The 19,943-nt window shown below is 46.5% G+C and carries 18 protein-coding genes; 8 read left to right on the top strand and 10 right to left on the bottom strand.

The features are described from left to right. The first annotated feature begins 282 nt into the window (after positions 1 to 282). Positions 283 to 714 carry a GAF domain-containing protein gene (locus tag J2Z28_RS23545; RefSeq protein WP_211084510.1) on the top strand — a complete coding sequence of 144 codons (432 nt, stop codon included), beginning with the start codon at positions 283 to 285 and terminating at the stop codon, positions 712 to 714. Positions 715 to 1,097: 383 nt separating this feature from the next. Here J2Z28_RS23545 and J2Z28_RS23550 read toward each other — a convergent pair whose 3' ends face one another. The 3 genes from J2Z28_RS23550 to J2Z28_RS23560 form a co-directional block, all read right to left on the bottom strand. After that, complete coding sequence (locus tag J2Z28_RS23550) at positions 1,098 to 1,808, bottom strand: permease prefix domain 1-containing protein (RefSeq protein ID WP_211084511.1); 711 nt, start codon at positions 1,806 to 1,808, stop codon at positions 1,098 to 1,100. Next, complete coding sequence (locus J2Z28_RS23555; protein WP_211084512.1) at positions 1,795 to 2,139, bottom strand: PadR family transcriptional regulator; 345 nt, start codon at positions 2,137 to 2,139, stop codon at positions 1,795 to 1,797. The genes J2Z28_RS23550 and J2Z28_RS23555 overlap by 14 nt, the downstream gene beginning before the upstream one ends. Before the next feature lie 116 nt (positions 2,140 to 2,255). Then, positions 2,256 to 3,455, bottom strand: coding sequence for a hypothetical protein (locus J2Z28_RS23560; RefSeq protein WP_211084513.1), 1,200 nt, complete (start codon positions 3,453 to 3,455; stop codon positions 2,256 to 2,258). Between the two features lie 579 nt (positions 3,456 to 4,034). Here J2Z28_RS23560 and J2Z28_RS23565 point away from each other — a divergent pair. The 6 genes from J2Z28_RS23565 to chrA all read left to right on the top strand — a co-directional run bounded on the left by J2Z28_RS23565 (position 4,035) and on the right by chrA (position 8,308). Continuing rightward, a complete protein-coding gene (locus J2Z28_RS23565; RefSeq protein ID WP_244988485.1) occupies positions 4,035 to 4,514 on the top strand; it encodes a TroA family protein in 480 nt (159 codons plus the stop codon). Between the two features lie 121 nt (positions 4,515 to 4,635). Then, positions 4,636 to 5,286: a response regulator gene (locus J2Z28_RS23570; RefSeq protein WP_017691068.1), complete on the top strand. Its 651-nt coding sequence runs from the start codon at positions 4,636 to 4,638 to the stop codon at positions 5,284 to 5,286. Then, positions 5,279 to 6,394, top strand: a complete 1,116-nt coding sequence (locus tag J2Z28_RS23575; protein WP_211084514.1) for a PAS domain-containing sensor histidine kinase — start codon at positions 5,279 to 5,281, stop codon at positions 6,392 to 6,394. Before J2Z28_RS23570 ends, J2Z28_RS23575 begins: the two co-directional genes overlap by 8 nt. A gap of 271 nt (positions 6,395 to 6,665) precedes the next feature. Then, positions 6,666 to 7,160: a chromate efflux transcriptional regulator ChrS gene (chrS, locus tag J2Z28_RS23580; RefSeq protein ID WP_036616550.1), complete on the top strand. Its 495-nt coding sequence runs from the start codon at positions 6,666 to 6,668 to the stop codon at positions 7,158 to 7,160. 12 nt (positions 7,161 to 7,172) lie between these two features. Next, entirely contained in the window at positions 7,173 to 7,760 is a 588-nt protein-coding gene (gene chrB, locus J2Z28_RS23585; RefSeq protein WP_017691071.1) for a chromate efflux transporter ChrB, read from the top strand. 2 nt (positions 7,761 to 7,762) lie between these two features. Beyond that, positions 7,763 to 8,308, top strand: coding sequence for a chromate efflux transporter ChrA (chrA, locus tag J2Z28_RS23590; RefSeq protein ID WP_211084515.1), 546 nt, complete (start codon positions 7,763 to 7,765; stop codon positions 8,306 to 8,308). Positions 8,309 to 8,718: 410 nt separating this feature from the next. On the opposite strand, the gene J2Z28_RS23595 is transcribed toward chrA, so the two are convergent. Beyond that, positions 8,719 to 11,091 carry an Ig-like domain-containing protein gene (locus J2Z28_RS23595; RefSeq protein ID WP_211084516.1) on the bottom strand — a complete coding sequence of 791 codons (2,373 nt, stop codon included), beginning with the start codon at positions 11,089 to 11,091 and terminating at the stop codon, positions 8,719 to 8,721. Positions 11,092 to 11,302: 211 nt separating this feature from the next. On the opposite strand from J2Z28_RS23595, the gene J2Z28_RS23600 reads away from it, so the two are divergent. Further along, complete coding sequence (locus J2Z28_RS23600; RefSeq protein ID WP_036616541.1) at positions 11,303 to 11,908, top strand: methyltransferase domain-containing protein; 606 nt, start codon at positions 11,303 to 11,305, stop codon at positions 11,906 to 11,908. A 381-nt stretch (positions 11,909 to 12,289) separates the two neighbouring features. Here J2Z28_RS23600 and J2Z28_RS23605 read toward each other — a convergent pair whose 3' ends face one another. From J2Z28_RS23605 to J2Z28_RS23630, 6 genes are all read right to left on the bottom strand, one after another. Next, complete coding sequence (locus J2Z28_RS23605) at positions 12,290 to 13,426, bottom strand: glycoside hydrolase family 88 protein (protein WP_211084517.1); 1,137 nt, start codon at positions 13,424 to 13,426, stop codon at positions 12,290 to 12,292. Between the two features lie 189 nt (positions 13,427 to 13,615). Then, positions 13,616 to 15,568, bottom strand: a complete 1,953-nt coding sequence (locus J2Z28_RS23610) for a glycosyl hydrolase (protein WP_211084518.1) — start codon at positions 15,566 to 15,568, stop codon at positions 13,616 to 13,618. Continuing rightward, positions 15,561 to 17,498 (bottom strand): heparinase II/III domain-containing protein, encoded by a 1,938-nt coding sequence (locus J2Z28_RS31710; protein ID WP_211084519.1) that lies wholly within the window; start codon positions 17,496 to 17,498, stop codon positions 15,561 to 15,563. Before J2Z28_RS31710 ends, J2Z28_RS23610 begins: the two co-directional genes overlap by 8 nt. A 352-nt stretch (positions 17,499 to 17,850) precedes the next feature. Beyond that, the gene (locus J2Z28_RS23620; RefSeq protein ID WP_017691078.1) at positions 17,851 to 18,507 is read right to left on the bottom strand and encodes an SGNH/GDSL hydrolase family protein; all 657 of its coding nucleotides are present in this window, start codon (positions 18,505 to 18,507) and stop codon (positions 17,851 to 17,853) included. Positions 18,508 to 18,640: 133 nt separating this feature from the next. Beyond that, positions 18,641 to 18,970 (bottom strand): AzlD domain-containing protein, encoded by a 330-nt coding sequence (locus J2Z28_RS23625; protein ID WP_211084520.1) that lies wholly within the window; start codon positions 18,968 to 18,970, stop codon positions 18,641 to 18,643. Next, entirely contained in the window at positions 18,961 to 19,665 is a 705-nt protein-coding gene (locus J2Z28_RS23630) for an AzlC family ABC transporter permease (protein ID WP_036616527.1), read from the bottom strand. The genes J2Z28_RS23625 and J2Z28_RS23630 overlap by 10 nt, the downstream gene beginning before the upstream one ends. Positions 19,666 to 19,943 lie beyond the last annotated feature (278 nt).

A 19,943-nucleotide genomic window follows, 5' to 3' on the forward strand; every position in this document is an offset into this window, starting at 1 on the left:
CTCCCTGAGTTTGCTGTGAGAAAAGTCACATTTCACCGATATGCCTCATCCTTCGCATTTCTTCAATCCCTTGGTGCACCTGACTCAGGAGTCCTCCACTGCCCAAGTTCAGTAGATTATAGAACGGAAATAGGGGTTTTCCCTGAATTACAACGTACGAGAAAGGGTCTACAATAGAATTAACATTGTAATACCCTTACTTTAAGATGATCCTGTTCAAAGGTTAATGATAATAATTACAGGTTACGTACGTTATAATTTCGAAAAAGGAAGTGTCCTCTCATGCATGATGAACTGCCATCTGGCATTCAGGAGATGATCGACGGCCTGCGCCTGAACACATCCAGCGACTTCTGTGGACTTGCCTGTCTGAACGGGACGATGCTACGCTGGAAGTATACCTCTGGGGCTAGTAATGAACGGGTGAGACGCATGGAAATGCGCCCCGGACAAGATCTGGTAGGCACAGCCCTTCGGACTGGACGCACAGCTCGATCTGATGCACAATCCACCGGGAAGCATACACCCGGTCGTTGCCCGTTAATGCTCGCTGAGCGGCTGGTATGTGCCATAGCGGTACCTGTGTTCCAGGAAGGAAGCGTGCCTGGCGCCGTGCTGCTCGTTGGCAGCAGACTGCCTTGCACCTTCTCACCGGACATGATCCGGCAGACGGAGCAAGTCGCTCTACATCTTCAGCCAAAGGTGTTTGGATAACGACATCTGAAACGATGCCAAGAGTCTTGTTGTCTCCTTATGGGGGTAACAAGACTTTTTTATTATGGTTTATTCTTAGTTGGGCAAGAGCTATTCTTCCATCTGAAGCAACACACACAACAGTGCCATTTCCATCGAATTGCCTTCATTGGTTACTTGCACAGCAACGGTGAACTATCATCATGTTCAGAAACACGGTGTTTTTCATAAAGACCAAACCCTATTTTTGTATCCCCATGCTCTCTGGAGCCATCCTTTATTTAAAAACAGCAGCCAGAATATCCGGCTGCCGTTGATATCATTTCTTTCTGGTGCTATCGTTTCTCATTATCCCTTCGTGGCCTGCCAATGAAACAATTCATATTCCAGATTTTGATTAATAATCATCTTTTTTTCCTATATCTCATCCATCCCATTATAAAAAAGAAGATCGAGAAGGAACTCATAAGCAAACTTATAATCACTACCATGGAATATCTAACGACATTATGCGAAAATTGGATTTCGTAAACATTAGTCGAGTTCGGATGTGCAGTATACTTTAACTCCACTTTTGTATGAATCAACCAATTATCATATTGAGGAAATCCTTCATGGTCTATTGTTTTAAAAATTCGATTTGATTTTGAACCTCCTTTCTCTGTAATTACAGTATCCTTAATGTATCCGCGTTCAATTTCATTTTCGGCAATGGATTTTATTTTTGCCACATCTGGAGTTTCAGAACGATATAGTTCAGCCCATAACGCATTGTAAAAGGAAGCTCGTTCATTTGCATAAAACTGTTGGCCTCCCCAAATAGTAAGTAGCAACAATATAACAAAACCAAAACAAAAAAGTGAAATTTTCCAATATACATTCCATTTGCGTCGTTTCGATTTTATTTCTGGATTATCATAAAATATATCCTGATTTCCACCAAATTGTTCGAATGCGTCTATTGTTGCTTGTTCTTCACTTAAACCTTTCGCTCTTCCGTCTTGGATATAATCCACAAGATGGGTTCGCATTTCTTCTCTCATTTCATGCAATTCTTGTTTACTCAACCCACTATCCCGGTATAAGTTATCCAGAAACGTCTCAATTTTTTTCATGTTGGTTCGCCTCCAAAAACATTTCCAATATCGCTTTGAGAACAATCCATTCTTTCTGGCTGTGATTAAATTCGACTTGGCCCGTAATTGTAATTTTATAGTACTTTCGCCGTGCAGCTCCCTCCGATTCACTCCAATACCCTTCGATCCATCCTTTCTGCTCCATTCTTTTTAAAGCTGGATATAGCGTCCCTTCCTTTAACTCGAATAAATCCTGGCTAGTTTTCTTAATTGCTTTACTCATTTCGTACCCATATAAGTCATTTTGAGAAAGCAAGCTAAGTAGAATGAAATCAATATAACCCTTTAACCACTCTTTTCTAATTTCCATTAGAACACCTTCCTTACACAAAAAAATGTATCACAATATACCTTGTAACACAAGGTATATTGTGAAAAAAAAGTTGGCAATTAATATGCCAACTTTTCCTTACCTCTAATTAGTTCTTATTTTTTCGAGGCATCTTCAATTAACCAAGTCAATGGCTGCGCAAAAATATCCTCCTCTTGCCCAGTAATACTTTTGTCTCCACTAGGATCTATGATGTAAGCTGTTGTATCCTTAGTCAGGTTAGAGATTTGATCTTTAGAGACATAGCCTTTCAAATCAGTATATCCCGAAAAGGTTACTTTGCTGTTATCCAATGTGATTTCCTTAATTGAATCTGTTGCGATTGTAATACGATCATTGTTTTGATCAATAGCTCGAGCCTGAACTTGTTCAACTTCTACATTATGCTTTTTTGTGAAACCTTCAAGTTCTGAAAATGTGATAGGTTTCTCAAATGTTATAGTCACTGCAATTTTTTCGGAATCTCCAGCATCTTTCAAAAGAGATTGTGGATTCACAATAGAATCTAGCAACACTCTTTTTGCTTCCCTGTACGATGATATACTTATTTGACCTGACTCAACAGCCTTGTACTCACTAATAAAATCTGGATATCCAGATTCATATGATTGTAATTCAGTAGCCAATGATTGTTCTGATGGAAACTCTTCAAGCAAGGTTGGTTCCCCAGGTAATGAAAATCCTCCCAAATTGTCACCATAGGTATGCACATGTTGAACTACACTTGATTGCACACAATTGTTATAGTCGCTAACTCCTTTTTTACTTATGGCAAACTGAGCGTTCACCTTACCACTGTCACCGCTATCACCATCTCTGTAGTCATTCCATAAAGACTCCATGTAATAGGTTTTTCCTGACTCGACGGTACCCAGTACAGTTACTTCCGTTTCATCATCTTCACCAAAAAAATTATTATCTTCAATATCTATTTTAGGATTGGGGAGATTCGTTCGAACTTCATCCCCATCGATTTCTAAATCCCATGAGTCTGGTATAGCTGTCTGATCAATTGTTAAATAAGCGTTCGCATTATCACATGTATTCCCCGGATTATCACCACCATTGTTATAATCGAGGATATTCGTAACATTTGTTGAATCCAAAGTGAAGTAAATGGAAGTATTTAATCTTGTATTCCCACCACTCGAGACTAAACTAAGAAAACCTTGACCTGACTTTGGAACATAACTACCGTTGTTATAATTTGAATAACTCCATGCATGGATAGATGAACTGAGCGAGAACAACATTACCGTTCCCAAGGCAAGAACTTTAAAAGTAAACTTTTTCAATTGAAAACCTCCCAATTAAGTTATTGATTATTGTTTACTGCCCTTATCAGTAACGCAACAGCACAAATAAGTAGCTATCCCACCTTTCAAGTGAGTTGCTCCTATATCAAATGTTTGCATAAAGCTTGTTACCTTATGTAATCTCTAACTGTCTGCTTTACTCTAACAAAGTATAAGAGCACAGGACATAGCCCCGGATGTGTAGACAACACTCAAAAATATTATCTGCTTTCTCAGAATAATCCTAAGATAAGCTAGATTCATATTACAATATATTCTATTTATATTAAATAAAAGTAATTTAATTGTATATTTTTACATATTATCTTAATTATCATAATCTACACTCACACTCTCTATGATTTGTGGCTAAGTAAAATATCAGAAACCTCAGCCTGAAAGAAAAGCAAAAGGGGAAAAACTGCAGTAGAAAACTAATCATGTAAACTGCGATGCTAAAATTTATATCGTAGTCATCAAACCTTCAATTTTAAACACACTAAAATATGATGACTTCCTGAATACAAAGTTATCTCTTGAAATAAATGTAATATATTCAATTTAAAAGGGCCCTTATGTGTGCTTAATCTGGTTAAGGGCATAGATGAAATTGGACGAATCGACGGCCCTGCCAAGGACTCCATTCAAGGGCTGGTCAAGGAAGGTACGACCTTCTCCAACTTCAGTCTCTTTGGTAAGGATTGGTACATCAACGGAGATGGTGTCAACCGCGGTGGACAAGCCATCTACCAACAGCTCGGACTGAAAGCACCAGACATTGTACAAAAGGAACTGATTGATCAGGATAAAGATACTGTAACTGTATCCGAGGAGAAACTGGCGGGTTATGCAGGTGATTATATTTTCCTCGATTTATCCAATGGAGGTTCGCTGGATGAAACATCACCCGTCTGGTCATCCCTGGACGCTGTGAAGAACAATCGAGTGTTTAAGCTGGATGGGGAACCGTTCTGGCCTTATGATCCTCTTGCCGTGGAGGCACAAGTCCAGGAAATTGCCAATATGATTCAGGAACGTTTCGGCCAAACAGAACATTAAGGTTCAATGTTTCTATCCCACACGTTGAGTGAGAGAAGCTATTCGGAGATTAAAGCTCTGAATTGCTTCTTTTTTTGTTATGATATAGATAGAACTAAGGAAGCGGACAGGGGGAAATCATGTGATTCAACTATTAGTTGTAGACGACCATGTTGTCGTGCGTTCCGGGCTGATCGCCTTACTTGAAGGAAAGAATGATATACATATCGTTGGAGATGCCGCAGATGGCGATGAAGCCATTGCCAAGGCTCAAGAGTTGAAACCAGATGTGGTCTTGATGGATTTCAGCATGCCGCCAGGCAAAGACGGTCTGACCGCTACCGCTGAATTGAAGAAATTGATGCCGGATGTCTCCATTTTGATACTGACTATGCATGACGATGAAGAATATCTGTTCCGCGCCATCCATGCAGGGGCATCCGGATATATCCTCAAAAGTGCGCCGCATGAAGAATTGCTTGCCGCGATTCGTTCCGTAGCAGAGGGTAGCGCCTATCTCTACCCCAGTGCGACCAAGCGGCTGATGAGTGAATACCTGGACAAAGCCAAACAGGAAAACGCCGGACCGTATGACACGTTATCCGAGCGGGAGAAAGAGATTTTGTCCTGGATTGCCAAAGGCTACGCCAACAAGGAAATCGCCGAACATCTGATCATCAGTGTCAAAACGGTCGAATCCCACAAAAGCAATCTGATGGAGAAACTTGGCCTGCGTACACGCCCGGAACTGGTGAAGTTCGCTATGAAAAAGGGGTTGCTGAACTTTGAGTAGTGCACGTAAGAACAGACTAAGTGGACTCGCAGACCAGCCCGTACGTCTCCTGCTGAACGAAATCGATAATCACATTACGGATAATGAATTTCGCAGCAGGTTGAAGGGTTCCCTGCATCAACTGAGTGATCTGAAATTTGCCTTGGATGAATCCTCTATTGTAGCCCTGACAGACCGCAAGGGTAAAATCCAGTATGTGAATGATAAATTCTGTGAAATCTCGCAGTATGAGCGCGAGGAACTGATCGGTAAGGATCATCGAATCATTAATTCCGGATACCATGGCAAAAGCTTTATGAAAAACCTGTGGGACACGATATCCTCAGGTAAGGTATGGAACGGGGAAATTCTCAATCGTGCCAGAGATGGCAGTCATTATTGGGTCAACACCACCATCGTGCCTTTCCTTGATAACGACGGGGAGCCATATCAATACCTGGCTGTACGCAGCGAGGTCACCAAGCTGAAATCCGTCGAAGCCGAATTGCAAAAGATGATGTCCCAAGTGATGAATATTCAGGAAGAGGAACGACGCCGGATCTCGCGTGAACTGCATGACGGGATTGGACAGAGTCTCTTCTCTCTGGTGATTCAGATGGATCGCCTGCTGGCAGACCAGCCTCACCCCGGGGTTGAAGCACTTCGTAAACAGGTCACGGGTATCATGGAAGATGTACGCGGTATGGCATGGGAGCTGAGACCATCCGTTCTGGATGACCTGGGTGTTGTTCCGGCGATTCGTACGTATATCGAGAATTACACCCGCCACTACGGGATCGAAGTTGATCTGGAATGTAATTTGCGCAAACGACTGGAGATGAACCGGGAGATAGCCATCTACCGAATTATTCAGGAAGCCTTAACCAATGTCGCAAAGTATGCCGATGTTGCCGAGGCACGTGTTACTATAGAAGACGCTGAGAACATGACGATGGTTATTATTGAAGACCAAGGTGCTGGATTCAGCGAAGCAACCGCTGGCAATGGTGTTGGATTGTTTAGTATGGAAGAGCGTGCCCGTGGTGCAGGAGGAACGTTGAGAGTTTCTTCCGAGCCTAGCGAAGGGACTACCGTTACCCTTTTATTGCCCAAGACAGCACAGGGATAACCGTACATGCTTCGTATCACACTTTGCGCTTCACTCCAGCTTATCTATTATTTAACGGCTGCTCGCTATTAGACTGTGCGAGTGGTCTTTTTATTTTCCGATTGGTCGAAATGACAAAATGAAGGCTCAAAATCGGTTAAATTCAATAATCATGATAAATAGATTGACTCCAGTTACGATTCGTCATTAAACTATGAATGCCACATACACATTGTATGTTAAGTAAAATTTTATTGTTTATTTCATATAGCGAGAGAAAAGGATGGTCAACATGTCAGAGAAACGCTCCTCCAAAGGAGGAGAAATTCCACAAATGTACAATCTGGACGAGATGGATCGCAAAATTATCGCCGCGCTTCACCACAACAGCCGAATATCCTATACGGATCTGGGGACACAGATCGGATTGTCACGTGTAGCTGTTCAGGCCCGCATTAATGCGTTATCCGAAAAAGGAATCATCGAACGCTTCACCGTTGTGATTAACCCTGGCAAGGTTGGGCTTCAGGTCTCGGCCTTTTTCAATGTCGATGTTGAACCGCCCTTCCTGGATGAAGTCGCTGAGAAACTGGATGAAGAGCCAGCCGTCACCAGCCTTTATCATATGACAGGCCCGAGTACACTGCACATGCACGGTATTTTTGCGGATATGGAAGAGATGGAGCAGTTCTTGCTGGAGAAGCTCTATAAGATGCCGGGTATCGTCAAAGTGGAATCACAGCTATTGTTGAAACGTTATAAAAGCCGGATGGGCATGAGACTCTAGGAGGAAATCAGCATGGGTTGGAAAGATTACAACGGTCTCGTCATCGGAATGGTACGAACCGGAATTCTCGGATATGGCGGTGGCCCTTCGGTTATTCCGTTGATCCGTTACGAAGCCGTTACGCGTTACAAATGGGTCAGTGATGAGGAGTTCGGCGAGATTTTGGCTATCGCCAACGCCTTGCCGGGTCCCATCGCGACCAAAATGGCCGCATATCTCGGTTATAAAACCAAAGGTGTTCTGGGCGCGATCGTGTCCGTACTCGCTCATATTTTACCGACAAGTATTGCCATTATTGCTCTGCTCGGTTCCATGTACGCGCTACGCGAGTCGAAAGTGGTCGCAGGCATGGTAGCCGCCGTAAGGCCAGTCATTTTTGTCATGCTGGGCATGATGGCTTATGAATTTGCCATGAAAGCCTGGAAGGGACTCGGTAAAGTTTTTGCCGCCCTATTCGGCGTGATTGCCTTTGTACTATTGCAGCTGCTGGATATCCATCCGGGGATTGTGATCGCGGTTTTCCTTGGATACGGTGTCTTCCATCTGGATCTGGTTCAGCGCTTCAAGTCCAAAGGCGAGTCCGATAAGGGGGTGTCCTAAGGATGCTCCAGACCTGGTGGGAATTATTTTGGGGATTTTTCGTAGCAAACATCTTGGGATATGGGGGCGGTCCGGCTTCCATTCCGCTAATGCAGGAAGAGATTGTGAACCATTACCAATGGATGACCACCGAGCAGTTCGGTGATGTACTGGCGATTGGTAACGCCCTTCCCGGCCCGATTGCAACCAAAATTGCTGCATTTGTCGGGTATCACGTGGCAGGCTGGTTTGGGGCATTTATCGCAAGTTTTGCCACAATCGTACCTTCCGCAACCGCACTAATTATATTACTTCGTCTGTTGAACAAACATCGCAAGTCACCGAAAGTCAAAGGCATGACCCTACTCGTGCAGCCTGTTATCGCTGTACTCATGATTCTGCTCACATGGGAATTCGGACAGCTGTCCACTAATTCCATCGGCATCTGGCAGACGTTGATCATTGCAGGCATCTCGCTCTGGGTCATGACCAAAACCAAGCTGCATCCGGCCATTCTGATCGTGATCGCTTTTGCCTATGGTGCGCTGGTACTGTCTCATACGATGTAGTTATAGAACCTACAGGGAGCGTCACAGAATCTCTTGGATATACATCTGTAATAGGATGGTGTATGCAAGGGTTCTGGACGATGGCGAATGGCTAGACTCTTTTCAATTTCTAAGGAACTGAGGACGTCCTATTTGGTCTTTAGGTCCTCAGTTTATATTGTAAGGAACATCAGACACGTTATTTACCAAAATCACCTGACAAAAGGGCTATAAAAGACTGTAATTTCCGATATAACGTGTCTCAGATTCCTTAGATTTCTGCAAATGCTCCAGTCCCCTGAATAAGACGTTTCAGATTCGTTATCGCTTGAAGACATGCTCTAGTTTATAGACCAAAAAACGGTGATGCCAGCTAGTAGCTGGCATCACCGTTTTATTTTCGCGTTTCACGCTCACATATGGAAAACCAATTACTTCGCTTCAACCACTACCGTTACTTTGGTTTTCACACCTGCAAATGTCACCGTAATTGTTGCTTTACCTTTGCCGTTCGCCTGAATAACTCCATCTTTCACCGATGCTGTTGCAATACGGGAAGATTTCCAGAGAGCCGGTTTGGATACATTCGCTTCACTGCCATCGGCATACGTTGCAGTTGCAGCCACGGTTACCTTTTCACCAGGTTTCATAGTCAACGTTACTTTATCCGTCTGCAAATATTTCAGTGTATCCACATCTAGAGCAATCGTTACAGACTTGCTACCGTATTTTGCTGTGATTTTAGCTTTACCTGAACCTGTAGCTTTGACTTTACCTTTGGTCACTTGAGCTACTTTGTAGCTGTTCGTTTTCCATTCAGCTTTGTCCGTAACATCACGCTCGCTACCGTCGCTCAAGAAGGCAGTTACCGTCAGATCAGCTGTATCGCCTGATTTCAGGGACAGAACCGGCTCGGAAGCTTCAATACGTGTGATGACATCCACTTCAACTTGGATCGTCACTTTTTTGGAGCCGTATTCTGCTGTGATGTTGGCTTTACCACTGCTGTTACCCGTGATCACGCCTTTTTTCACATCCGCTACACGTGCATTGCTGGATTTCCAGGTTGCTTCGGATGTAACATCCAACGTGTTGCCGTCCTCATCCGTACCTGTTAGAAGGATCGTCTGAGTTTCTTTGGCAGACAGAACAACGAAGTTCACATCTGCTTCCAGTCCACTAGCCATACCTACTTCAATAGGTAGAGTCAGTGTTTTGCCTTCAATCTTCGCGGTAATGGTTGCCTTACCTGTGGCAACACCTGTGATAACCCCTTTGCTATCTACCTCAGCGATTTTGTCGCTGCTGCTGCTCCAAGTTGCATCTTCAGATACATCTTTGGATGTTTCACCATACAACGCCAGCACTTTGGCCGAAGTCGTTCCACCAACAGCTACCGATGCTTTTTTCTTATCCATTTCATACTTGTCTGGAACGTCAACATTTACTGTAAACTTAGCTGTTTTACCGCCATAAGTTACAGAGATCGTAGCCGTACCGGATTTGTATGCGATCAGATCACCGTTGGATACATATACAACATCTGCATTGCTTGAAGTCCATGTTGCTTTGGAAGTTACAACTTCTGTGCTTCCATCAATATACTCTGCATTGGCTACCAATGTCTTGGACTTGTTATCACCCGTAACACTCATGGCAAGTTTGTCATTTACATCTTTGATATCCAAATATCTTGCCGTATCTACATCCACAGCAATTTCTACAGTTTTACCACTATAGGTTGCTTTGATCGTTGTTGAACCTGCACTAATCGCTGTGATCTGTCCCTTGAACACCGTTGCAACTTTCTCGTTGCTGGATGTCCATGTTGCCTGATCCGTTACATTCACATCGCTGCTGTTTGGATAAGAAGCCGTTACAACGACATTAGCCGTTTTGGTTGTCTCGCTCAAACGGAAGAAAATACTTTGTTTCTCCACACTCAGTTTGCTGGTCAGATCCACATCCACGTCAACGGAAACGGATTTCGTACCGTATTTGGCTGTGATCTTGGCAGAACCTGCCGAGTATCCTGTAATTTCGCCTTTGAGGACGTCCGCAACCTTCTCATTGCTGGATGTCCACTCCGCCAGATCCGTTACATCTTTGGTTGTGCCATCTGGGTAAGTAGCCGTCACTTTCACACTTTCACTTTTGTTCAACAGCAAGTTAACCTGCTGTTTATCTACATCTACACGTTTAACCACTTCAACGTTAACATCCACCGTCACGCTTTGGCTGCCAACTTTCGCAGTAATAACTGCCGTACCCGCGCTTTGTCCAGTTACTTTACCATTCACAACGGTAGCAACCTTCTCATCACTGGTAGACCATTCTGCAGTATTTGCTGCTGCATTATTTGTTTCATTGTCACTATACGTTGCTGTCAAAATAATTTCTTTCGTATCTCCCGTGCGCAAATCCAGACTTTGCACGTTTTTCGAAAGGGCTTTGACCTTTTTCGTTACTTTCACTTGAACGGTCTGGCTTTGACCCTGGTAAGCTGCGGTAATCGTCGCTTTACCTTCCTTTTTGGCCGTGATTGCACCATTATATACAGTTGCTATCGAAGTATCTTCGCTACTCCAGGTTGTACTAATCGTTACATTAGCCGAGGTATTATCTGAATATACCCCTGTCACCGTAACAGACCCAGAATCACCAACTTCGAGCGACATCTCATTCTTGGAAACCACAATTTTGGACAGTTCTTTGTCTGCCGCAGCGGCCAAGCCTACGTTGGAAATACTCAGCATCAACACCAGCATCATCACCATGTACTTGGTCAATCTTGGCTTTAACATCATTTCCCCCCGATTATCATCATTTTTTTCCTTATGTTTTATGTCGGCAAGTCCTTTCCAGATGTTTAGACTTTCAGGAAATTTTCAGGGAATTCTATGGAAATTAATTTATCTTCTATTCCTGTTTCAACCGATCATACCTGCGAATATTGCGCATACCTATGTATATTGACTGTCTTGAACTTCTTTTAACAGGATTGGAGGAAACATAATGCATCAGCCTTTTGATTACATCGGGTATTGGGAGGAAACATATCGTTCGGGTGAAACTTCTGGGAGGGGTTCATACGGGGTTTTGGCTGAATTCAAGGCCGAGGTCGTGAACGGACTGATTCAACGTGAAGGGATTCATCGTGTCATTGAGTTTGGATGTGGGGATGGCAACCAGTTGCAATACATGAATTATGAGGACTACCTGGGCGTGGATGTAGCGGCTTCTTCCGTAAAGCGTTGTGCTTCCCAATTTGCCAAGGATTCGTCCAAGAGCTTCATGCTGTATACACCAGGCCTATGGATTAACCGTGGTTTCCTGCAAGCCGATCTGACGGTCTGTCTGGATGTGTTATATCACATCACGGATGAAACAGATTTTCGCAATACCCTCTATGATATTCTGCACTCCTCAACAGCATGGGTGGTGCTTTACACCCGTTTGAAAGAAAACGGCAACCCGGGGATTGATACAATCCAGGACCGTAATCTGTTTGAATATCTCTTCGACTACCCTGATTTCAAAGTTCATGAGATTATTCCGCAGCGCTATCCAGATCAATCTTCTGCCGACTTTGTCATCCTGAGACGTACGCCTTCGAAGTGAAAAGCGATTTTTTCAGTAGAGCATAGCTAAGTCTGCACCCCAACTGGACCCGTAAGAATGAGTATTCATAGACCAGACATTCTTTTGTCTTCCTTCGATTACGTACACCATCCGCCTGTCCGCTCACCTTGATTGGTCTATTCAAAGAAGCTTAGGTATACTCCGTTTCCAGTAGAGGGAATATCGTTCCTAATCCTGGAGACAGCCTTATGCGGACAGGTGATGATGGTTTGCTAATGATGCTACTGACAACTAAATAATGAATATATAACTGGTTAACTAGTTGAATCTAATGAAATAATTCGAAGGCTCACAACACTAATACCTTACTAATCCGTTCTCCCCTTCAGTTCTTCCAGCCCGTATTTCTCAATTCTTCTTTTAAAATAACCCCGCATGTCCACGCAGCTTCGCCAGCGCTTCCATATAGAAATAATCGCCGTATATAATCGGCACATTCAGCCCTCGCCCTTCCGGGTAATGCACCGTTCCCTGCATGATCAGACCTTCTTCCGCTGCCGAGTCGCCGGAGCTATAGTGCTCATGCAAGCCGCGGACGATACGTTCTCCCGCGGCGGCATAGGTCTCCCCGCGTGGCGACAGCTTCGCCAGCTCAAGCAACCCGCTCGCGGCAATCGCCGCAGCGGACGAGTCCCACGCCACCTGATGCTCCGCAGGTGCGCGGAAATCCCACATCGGCACGATCTCTTCGCCAAGCATGGCGAGGAAGAAATCGGCCGCACGCTCCGCTGTCTCCAGATATCGGGCTTCGCCCGTATACCGGAAAGACAGCGCAAACCCGTGCAACGCCCAGGCGGTGCCCCGCGCCCAGGCGGAACCTGGAGCATGGCCCTGTCCGCCATGCTCTCGCAGCTTCTGCCCCGTGTGTGGATCAAACTCCACCACGTGGCAGATGGACCCGTCCGCGCGGATGAATTCGCGCGCCACGGTGTCCGCGTGCGCTTCCGCCAGCCAACGGAAGCGAGGGTCGCCGCTCTGCTCGGATGCCCAGTAGAGCAGCGGCAGGTTCATCATGCTGTCAATGATGGCTACGCCGCGCGTATCCATTGCTGACGAGCTGAAGTTCCAGGCGCGGATGAACTCACCGCGCACGTGGAAGCGGGCAGCGAGCAGGTTGGCGGCAAGCATGCCGCGCCGCCGTCCATCCGCGCTACCCGTCTGGCGGTAGTTGGCTACGCCACTAAGCAGCCAGATGAACCCCAGATCGTGATCCACCGATTCGGGATCACGCAGACAACCCTCCAGTTGCCGCTCACAACTTTCGGCAATGCGATGTAGCGGAGCCGCCGCTTCACTTTCTGGAGCATCCCCATAGACCAGCCTTAATAATCCAGGCCAGAAACCTGCGGTCCACCATTCCGGATCATTCCGATCATACGCCCCCTGCGGGGCAATGTGTGGAAATGTATCCTTGATCCGCTTTGCATTCCGAATTGTCTTGGCAGCGCCCTGTTGCCACGCTTCCTCGAGCCATTTTACCGACGTTGATGTGTTCATGAACATATCCCTCCTCGATTCAATACCGGACATCTAGCTTGATGCTCCAGCTCATCCTCAACTTATCTATAGCGTCGTATGCCGTAACTGCAATAGCTATCCGTTAAATATCACTAATCATCCACGAACAACACTTTTAACTATCATTCGAGATGTTTCCAAAACTAATGATCCTCAACCTGAACACCTTCAGTTAACCTCGCCCCATCGGATCGCAAATGACAACCTACGTGCTCCGTTCACTTCAATCCGCGCTCCCTTCAGCAACCCATTACGGGAGGCCACGGCCTGCTCTTCCAGATGAATAATGGCTCCCTGATCCAGCGCTGTGGATTCTACATAGGCCCCCCGATACTCCGTTCGTACGTTATGATCCGTATGGGTAATTACCGCCTGTTCACGGCCATCATGGAACATCAATGGAATGAGTGCACCTGCCGCCGCGATCTCTCCTTCGAATTCATACGTTATAGTCAGCACATCCGCCTGTTGTAGATAATGGGTACGCAATGTTTCAATTCCGGGTAATGGACCGACCCATGTCACGGCAAAAGCATTCTCCAAGGCAGTTATGCCATCTTCTGCCGTTCTTTCCGCCAGATGCTGCTCCACTTCATTCCGGGTATAACGGTCCACCTTCTCATACACAATGGAACCACCTCCCTGAGCAGGGTCTAATCCAACATCCCGATCATATGCACCACCGGATGGAATGCCCTCTGCAAGGCTATGCCATACTCCATCTGGTGTCTTCCAGGCAGGACAGTAGCTGAGCGGACGGACCGCCCCTTCGGCAAATTCCGTAAACCCGGCCTGCACATGGCTGGCAGCGGACGGACCAATCAGACCAGGTAACCCCATCTGTTGAATCCGTACCAAACCAGGAATCGTATACGGATCATTCATCGCCGTGTGTAATACCAGTTGCTGACCAGGTATGGAAGCAATCACGGTTTCGAACCACCCATCCGTCTGCAAAACCCTGCTGCCCACCTCGGAAGGAAGGTACACTTCGCCCACATCGTCTCCCGGATCACTGAGACAAGCGTGGGCCAGCGCTGCTGCCGTCCACAGGTTGTAACAGGTATGGTTGGTATAGATTTCATACCCGTGCCGATCTTCTGGCTTGTATTCATTGCGTACGATTTTCAAACGTCCATCTTCCATCTTCCAGCGCTCAACAGCAGCAAAACACCGATTGGCCGCACGTGCAAAAGCACCCGCCATCACCCGATCTCCCGCCTTCAGAGCCTGCGTTGCATGTGTGGAGCATACATAAGCCGCCGCCGCTTCATTCCACTGATGCTGGGAGCTGCGACCACGCGGTGGAATCTCACCTAGCGGCGAGAGCGTCAGTAACGAGCTGAAGGCACCATGGCGCAGCTGCTCACGTAACGTATCGGCAGTGGTTCCCTCGTAACCAGCTTCAAGCATCACCCCAAGGTGATAACGGGTGGCAATATCATAGGAAAATGGACAATTTGGACGATCCAGCGGTCCATCCTGATACAAGCCAAGGGCCGTAAACCGGGGTAGATGATAGGCTTCCAGATATCGATCCATCCACGCAGTACCCTCATTCGCCAGCTGTTCATGCCACCGCAGATATTCGCCAGAGATCATAATGGCGTTCCAGTTAATCATGCGATTGGGATTGTTCATCTTGCTCATCGTAAATACATAATCTTGTTCAGGACTGATTGTCTTGAGTGCCTCAGCCCAGATCTGTGCATGTTCAGGCAGGTGTGATTTCAACAACATATAGGCTCTCATCATGAGCACCGGAAAAAAATCAGGGTGATTGTCTGGTGCGCTACCATTGACCACGGCATCAATGCTCTGTGACAGGGCTATTGCTGCCGATTGGAGCAAATCTGTACGCCCTGCATCAACCAGAACCGCCGCCGCCATCGCATAGGCCGGTGTAGAATAATATCTCTCCACACCCGAGAACGGGTCGATAATTGCACCCTGACTGTCCTGATATGGTGTGTAAGCGCGAACAACACTTTCAACAAGTGCCAACTTGCGCTCCCTATTCCAGCCGTCTGCCGGAGGGCGACCCGCTTGTTCTGCCAATGTACGGTAATGTTCGAGTTCATCTTTCCATGGATATGTGGACGCAGATGTATATTTACTCACGCATGCTCACCTCGGTTTCTCCCATTTTCGGTTCAATGATGAAGCGTACCTCACATACCGTTTCAAGCGAATTAGGGCGTTCTGTCCGAACATCTGTCTCATCAATCACACCTGTCCATGATAGTGACGTCCGATAGAATGTGACGGGAACATTGTCATGATCAACTGTGTCCAGTTTCTCGTAAAGAATTTGCCACTGGTTCGCATCATACGTCATATGGACCGTTCCATGTGCACCTTGCCAGCGAAGGTCACCGCTCTTCACCACTTCAGGCTGTACTCTGCTCATCCATCGCTCCACAACGCTTGAACATCCTGCATCTGAATCGCCCATAGAAGAGAATCGTTCTGCCGAGGCCACCATCCTGCTCTTCCATTGAAACCGATCAATGAGACGCAATTCCGCTCCATTCCTGCTACCGCCAGGAGCCATCTTCCAATGAAATTGGCGTGTATAACGAGCCAGTGAAGCTGCCCCAGAGTATGCGGATGTCAGATCCAATGTTGTATTTAGCTCACCGCCACCCTCTGCCAGCTTTGCCTCTAACACATGGGCCTGTGCTTGCCGACCGGAATCTTGCTCCTGGCCTTCAATGAGCGGAACGTTATGCCCGGATGACGAGATGTGGAACAGTTGCTCTCTGCCTGGTGCAAAATACGCTTGGGTATACAACCCTGCTCCTGGATCACACAGAATATTCTCACCACCGCAATGGATAATGAACTGCCCCAGATCATTATGGTTGTGAGGTTCATCGTTATGTCCACCTTTAACGGAAATAGCCACATGAAGGGGTGCACCGTTCATACGTTTTGTATCCCAGTAATCGAACGATCCTTTTGCAATCATCCAGCCCAGATTTTGAAAAATAAATCCTCGTTCAGCCTGTGCAGAGGCACCTTCATTACTGTATACTGCCGGATCGCTCCACATCACGTTCCGCAATAGATGAGCCCAGCGATGACAGGGATCATCGGTAAGCAGTGGAATATGAAATGGAAGATCTATCTGCAATCCAATCCGGGACGCGAGCAGGGAAAGCAATCCAGAAGGGATCTCTTCCTGCTCGGCACTGTCCGAATAATTCACATATGTGCCGCCCGACAGATGAACTCGCAACGGGAAGGCTGCGATAGCTGTTATTTTGGAACCCTTCAGTAGATCTAGTTCGCCCTCACTGTACTCACGAAGCATCTCGGCATAATAGGTGAAATAACCGAATCCATATACCCAATATCCAATGCCTTCGGCACAGCCGCCATCCTCGCCATATCCGCTCAAGAATGCGTTCATACAGCTGACCGTATGGGAGATCGATTCCTGTAGTGTGGACTCATCCTCGAGCAGCAACAATGCAGCCATTCCACAGCACCCACCACAGACCGCCGACCAGTTGTGATCCGCTGTCCGCCAGTGGAACTTCCGTTGCTCCCGGTAAAGCGGGATGAAGATTCGCCGTTCTGCTTCAGACCTGATCCGTTCTATGACAAGGCGATCCAGCCGCTCGGCGTGAATGGTCACAATCTCGGCCAGCATATGTACCGTCTCTGCAGCGAACAAATCGATGTTCCCATTCACCTGGTTGACCTCTCCCGTACCCAAATGCGCGGGCAAACACCACGTATACTCACCACACACGTCCCACAACATTTCTTCCAGCGCTTGCAGTGCATCCTTCCTAGCTGTGTCCAAGGCGAGCATCGCCACAGCAGCAAGTCTGCCCCTTCGATCGAAATAAGCCTCTTCATAGGCTTTCCGCTCACCCGTATCGCTGAACTGGCGGTATAGACGGAACGACAAGGAAGGCATGGGTTCGCTCAAGGCGCGTTCACCGTAAGCCTTCAAGTCCGTGTATAACGTAGCCAATTCAGGCCGGGATAACTTCTCCAAGAGTCTGTCGGCACTTAAGGAACTCAATGCTTTGCTCACAGTTCCTCGTTGGTTTATATTTTCATTTTCGACTTCGTGAATGGAATCTTCCACTGGATTCACCACTCTTCGTTAATGGATTTTCATGCCCATATTATAATGTAATCGATTTCATTTTACCGGATATGATAGTACTTTTGAAGAATTATCCATTAAAACCCTTTCCACGACGTTACTCCCTTCTCCTTCCTAACAAAAAAAAACAAAGAACCTTCGTCAGGTTCTCCGTTGCATCCCGCCTGTCACCACAGGCTTTATATGACTAACTCATATCCGTAACTATCTTATGTCCTCAACTAATCCTGAACACCTTTAATGCTGCTGCCCATATCGCAACTGTCCGCTGTTGTTATTACACAATCGCAAGCGGAGAATTCTGTACAACAGACAACCATTGGCGTGCAATCAGCTCATGACCTGCTGCGGTTGGGTGTACGCCATCCCATAACCAGTAAGCTGCATCCGCCTGCTTCAGAGCGTCATTAAACGTCTGCTGCAATGGCACCCACACCGCTCCAAATTCTTCAGCAAGACCTTGGGCCAGCTTCTGATATTGACCGATATACTCTTCCCAGGCTTCCCATTTCTCCGCGGTCGCTCCGGTTCTCAGAATAAACGGCTCCATCAAAATCAGCCCCGTATCCGGCATCACTTCCCGAGTTTCTTCGAGCAAATGGCGATACGCCCGTCCGAAACGATCCGTTACCCCGCTAGGTTCACCATTCATCGTGCGCCAGGCATCATTAACCCCAATCAGGATGCTGATCAGGTCCGGTTTTAGACTAATGGTATCCTCATTCCAGCGTGCGTACAGATCCGATGCCCGATCCCCGCTGATGCCTCTGTTATAGAAGGTTTTTTGCTTACCCGCCAGTTCCATACCCAATTTGCTGGAGATCAGATACGCATACCCGTGACCGAGAAAATGATTTGGATCATCATTGCGTGATCTTCCCCCATCTGTAATCGAGTCTCCCTGAAACAATATAACGGATGGACTTGTACTCATGATTGAAATCGTTCCTTCCTCTTGTGCAAAATGGAAACACTGAACACCTCAGTCTCCATTTTATCCCTTTCGGTCACAATAGAAAATAGCGTTTTCATCACTGCGTGTCGCCATCTTATGACTCTCCTAGCAATTATCCGATCCAATATCGCAGTATCATCATAGCCACAATACCGACCAATACGGTTCCAAGCAGACTGCGTGTCCAGATAGCCACTGCAATCGTAGGCAGGGAGGCCCACAGAGCTGCATTGTGCGTAATCGGCACTAACTGGTTGTCCGACATGAACAGTTCCTGACCAATCAGCGCTGCCATAACCGCTACGGGTACATATTCCAGCCAACGTAACAACCACATTGGAATCTGTATCTTGCTGAACAGCATCAGTGGCAGTACACGCGGGATAAATGTAAATAGCGCTGAACCCATAATAATCCAGAATACATCCCATCTTACTTCCATCGTTCCATGAACACTCCCATCGTTGCCGCAATGACCGCAGCCACAATGACACTCATGCTGCCAAGTGAAGCCATGCTGGCGAAGATTACACAGACAACGGCGATAATAGCCACATTAATGTGTATTTTTTTGTTTTTGCGATGCACCAACTGGAGTACAACCAGTCCAATAAACATCGCCGGCAGAGCATAATCCAGACCCAGTCGTTCCGGGTTAGTGATCCAGCGTCCAAAGTACGCTCCCGCCATATTAGCCACGAACCAGTTCAGATATGCGGTAATATTCAGACCGTGCATCCAGCGTTCACTGAGCCTTTCTCTGCCAATTGCACGTGTCATCGCAACGCCGAAAGACTCATCGGTAAGCAGTGAACCAATCCACATATTTTTAAGCGGGGTCAGATGCCGAAAATACGGTGATACAGCCGCACTGAGCAGCAAATGGCGAAGATTCACAAAAAATATGGTGAACATAATGGCTACTGCTGACCCATTCGATGCGAGCATGCCTGCTGCAATGAACTGAGCCGATCCTGCATATAAAATCAGGCTGAGCAGAGCTGTTTCCGCCAGACTCAGACCTGCGGTCATTTCAATGACACCCGCCGCAAACCCAATACTCAAATAACCAAGCAGGGTTGGGATACAATCTTTGACCCCCTGCATGAATGTAGCTTGATCCTGGACCTCTTCCATGTTCTCCTGTCCAGATATCTGTAGTGTACTTTGGTCCAACTGCCGTACAACCCCTCTCCAATTTCTGTCCCCATAAACCGATATATATGGATGTAGATCCATCTAGGTCCATTCTTCATGAAAACAACTTCTTTGTGTATTCAACATGACCAGTTACATGCCTTATGGATTTCACATTTTGCAAAATTCACTTCACATTAATTCAGAAATATACCACAAGATGTGCACTAAGGGAGAGACAGATTACTTTTTATAGAACAGATGTAATCCTAAATACC

The organism is Paenibacillus xylanexedens, from assembly GCF_017874615.1.
GTDB classification, from domain to species: Bacteria; Bacillota; Bacilli; order Paenibacillales; family Paenibacillaceae; genus Paenibacillus; species Paenibacillus xylanexedens.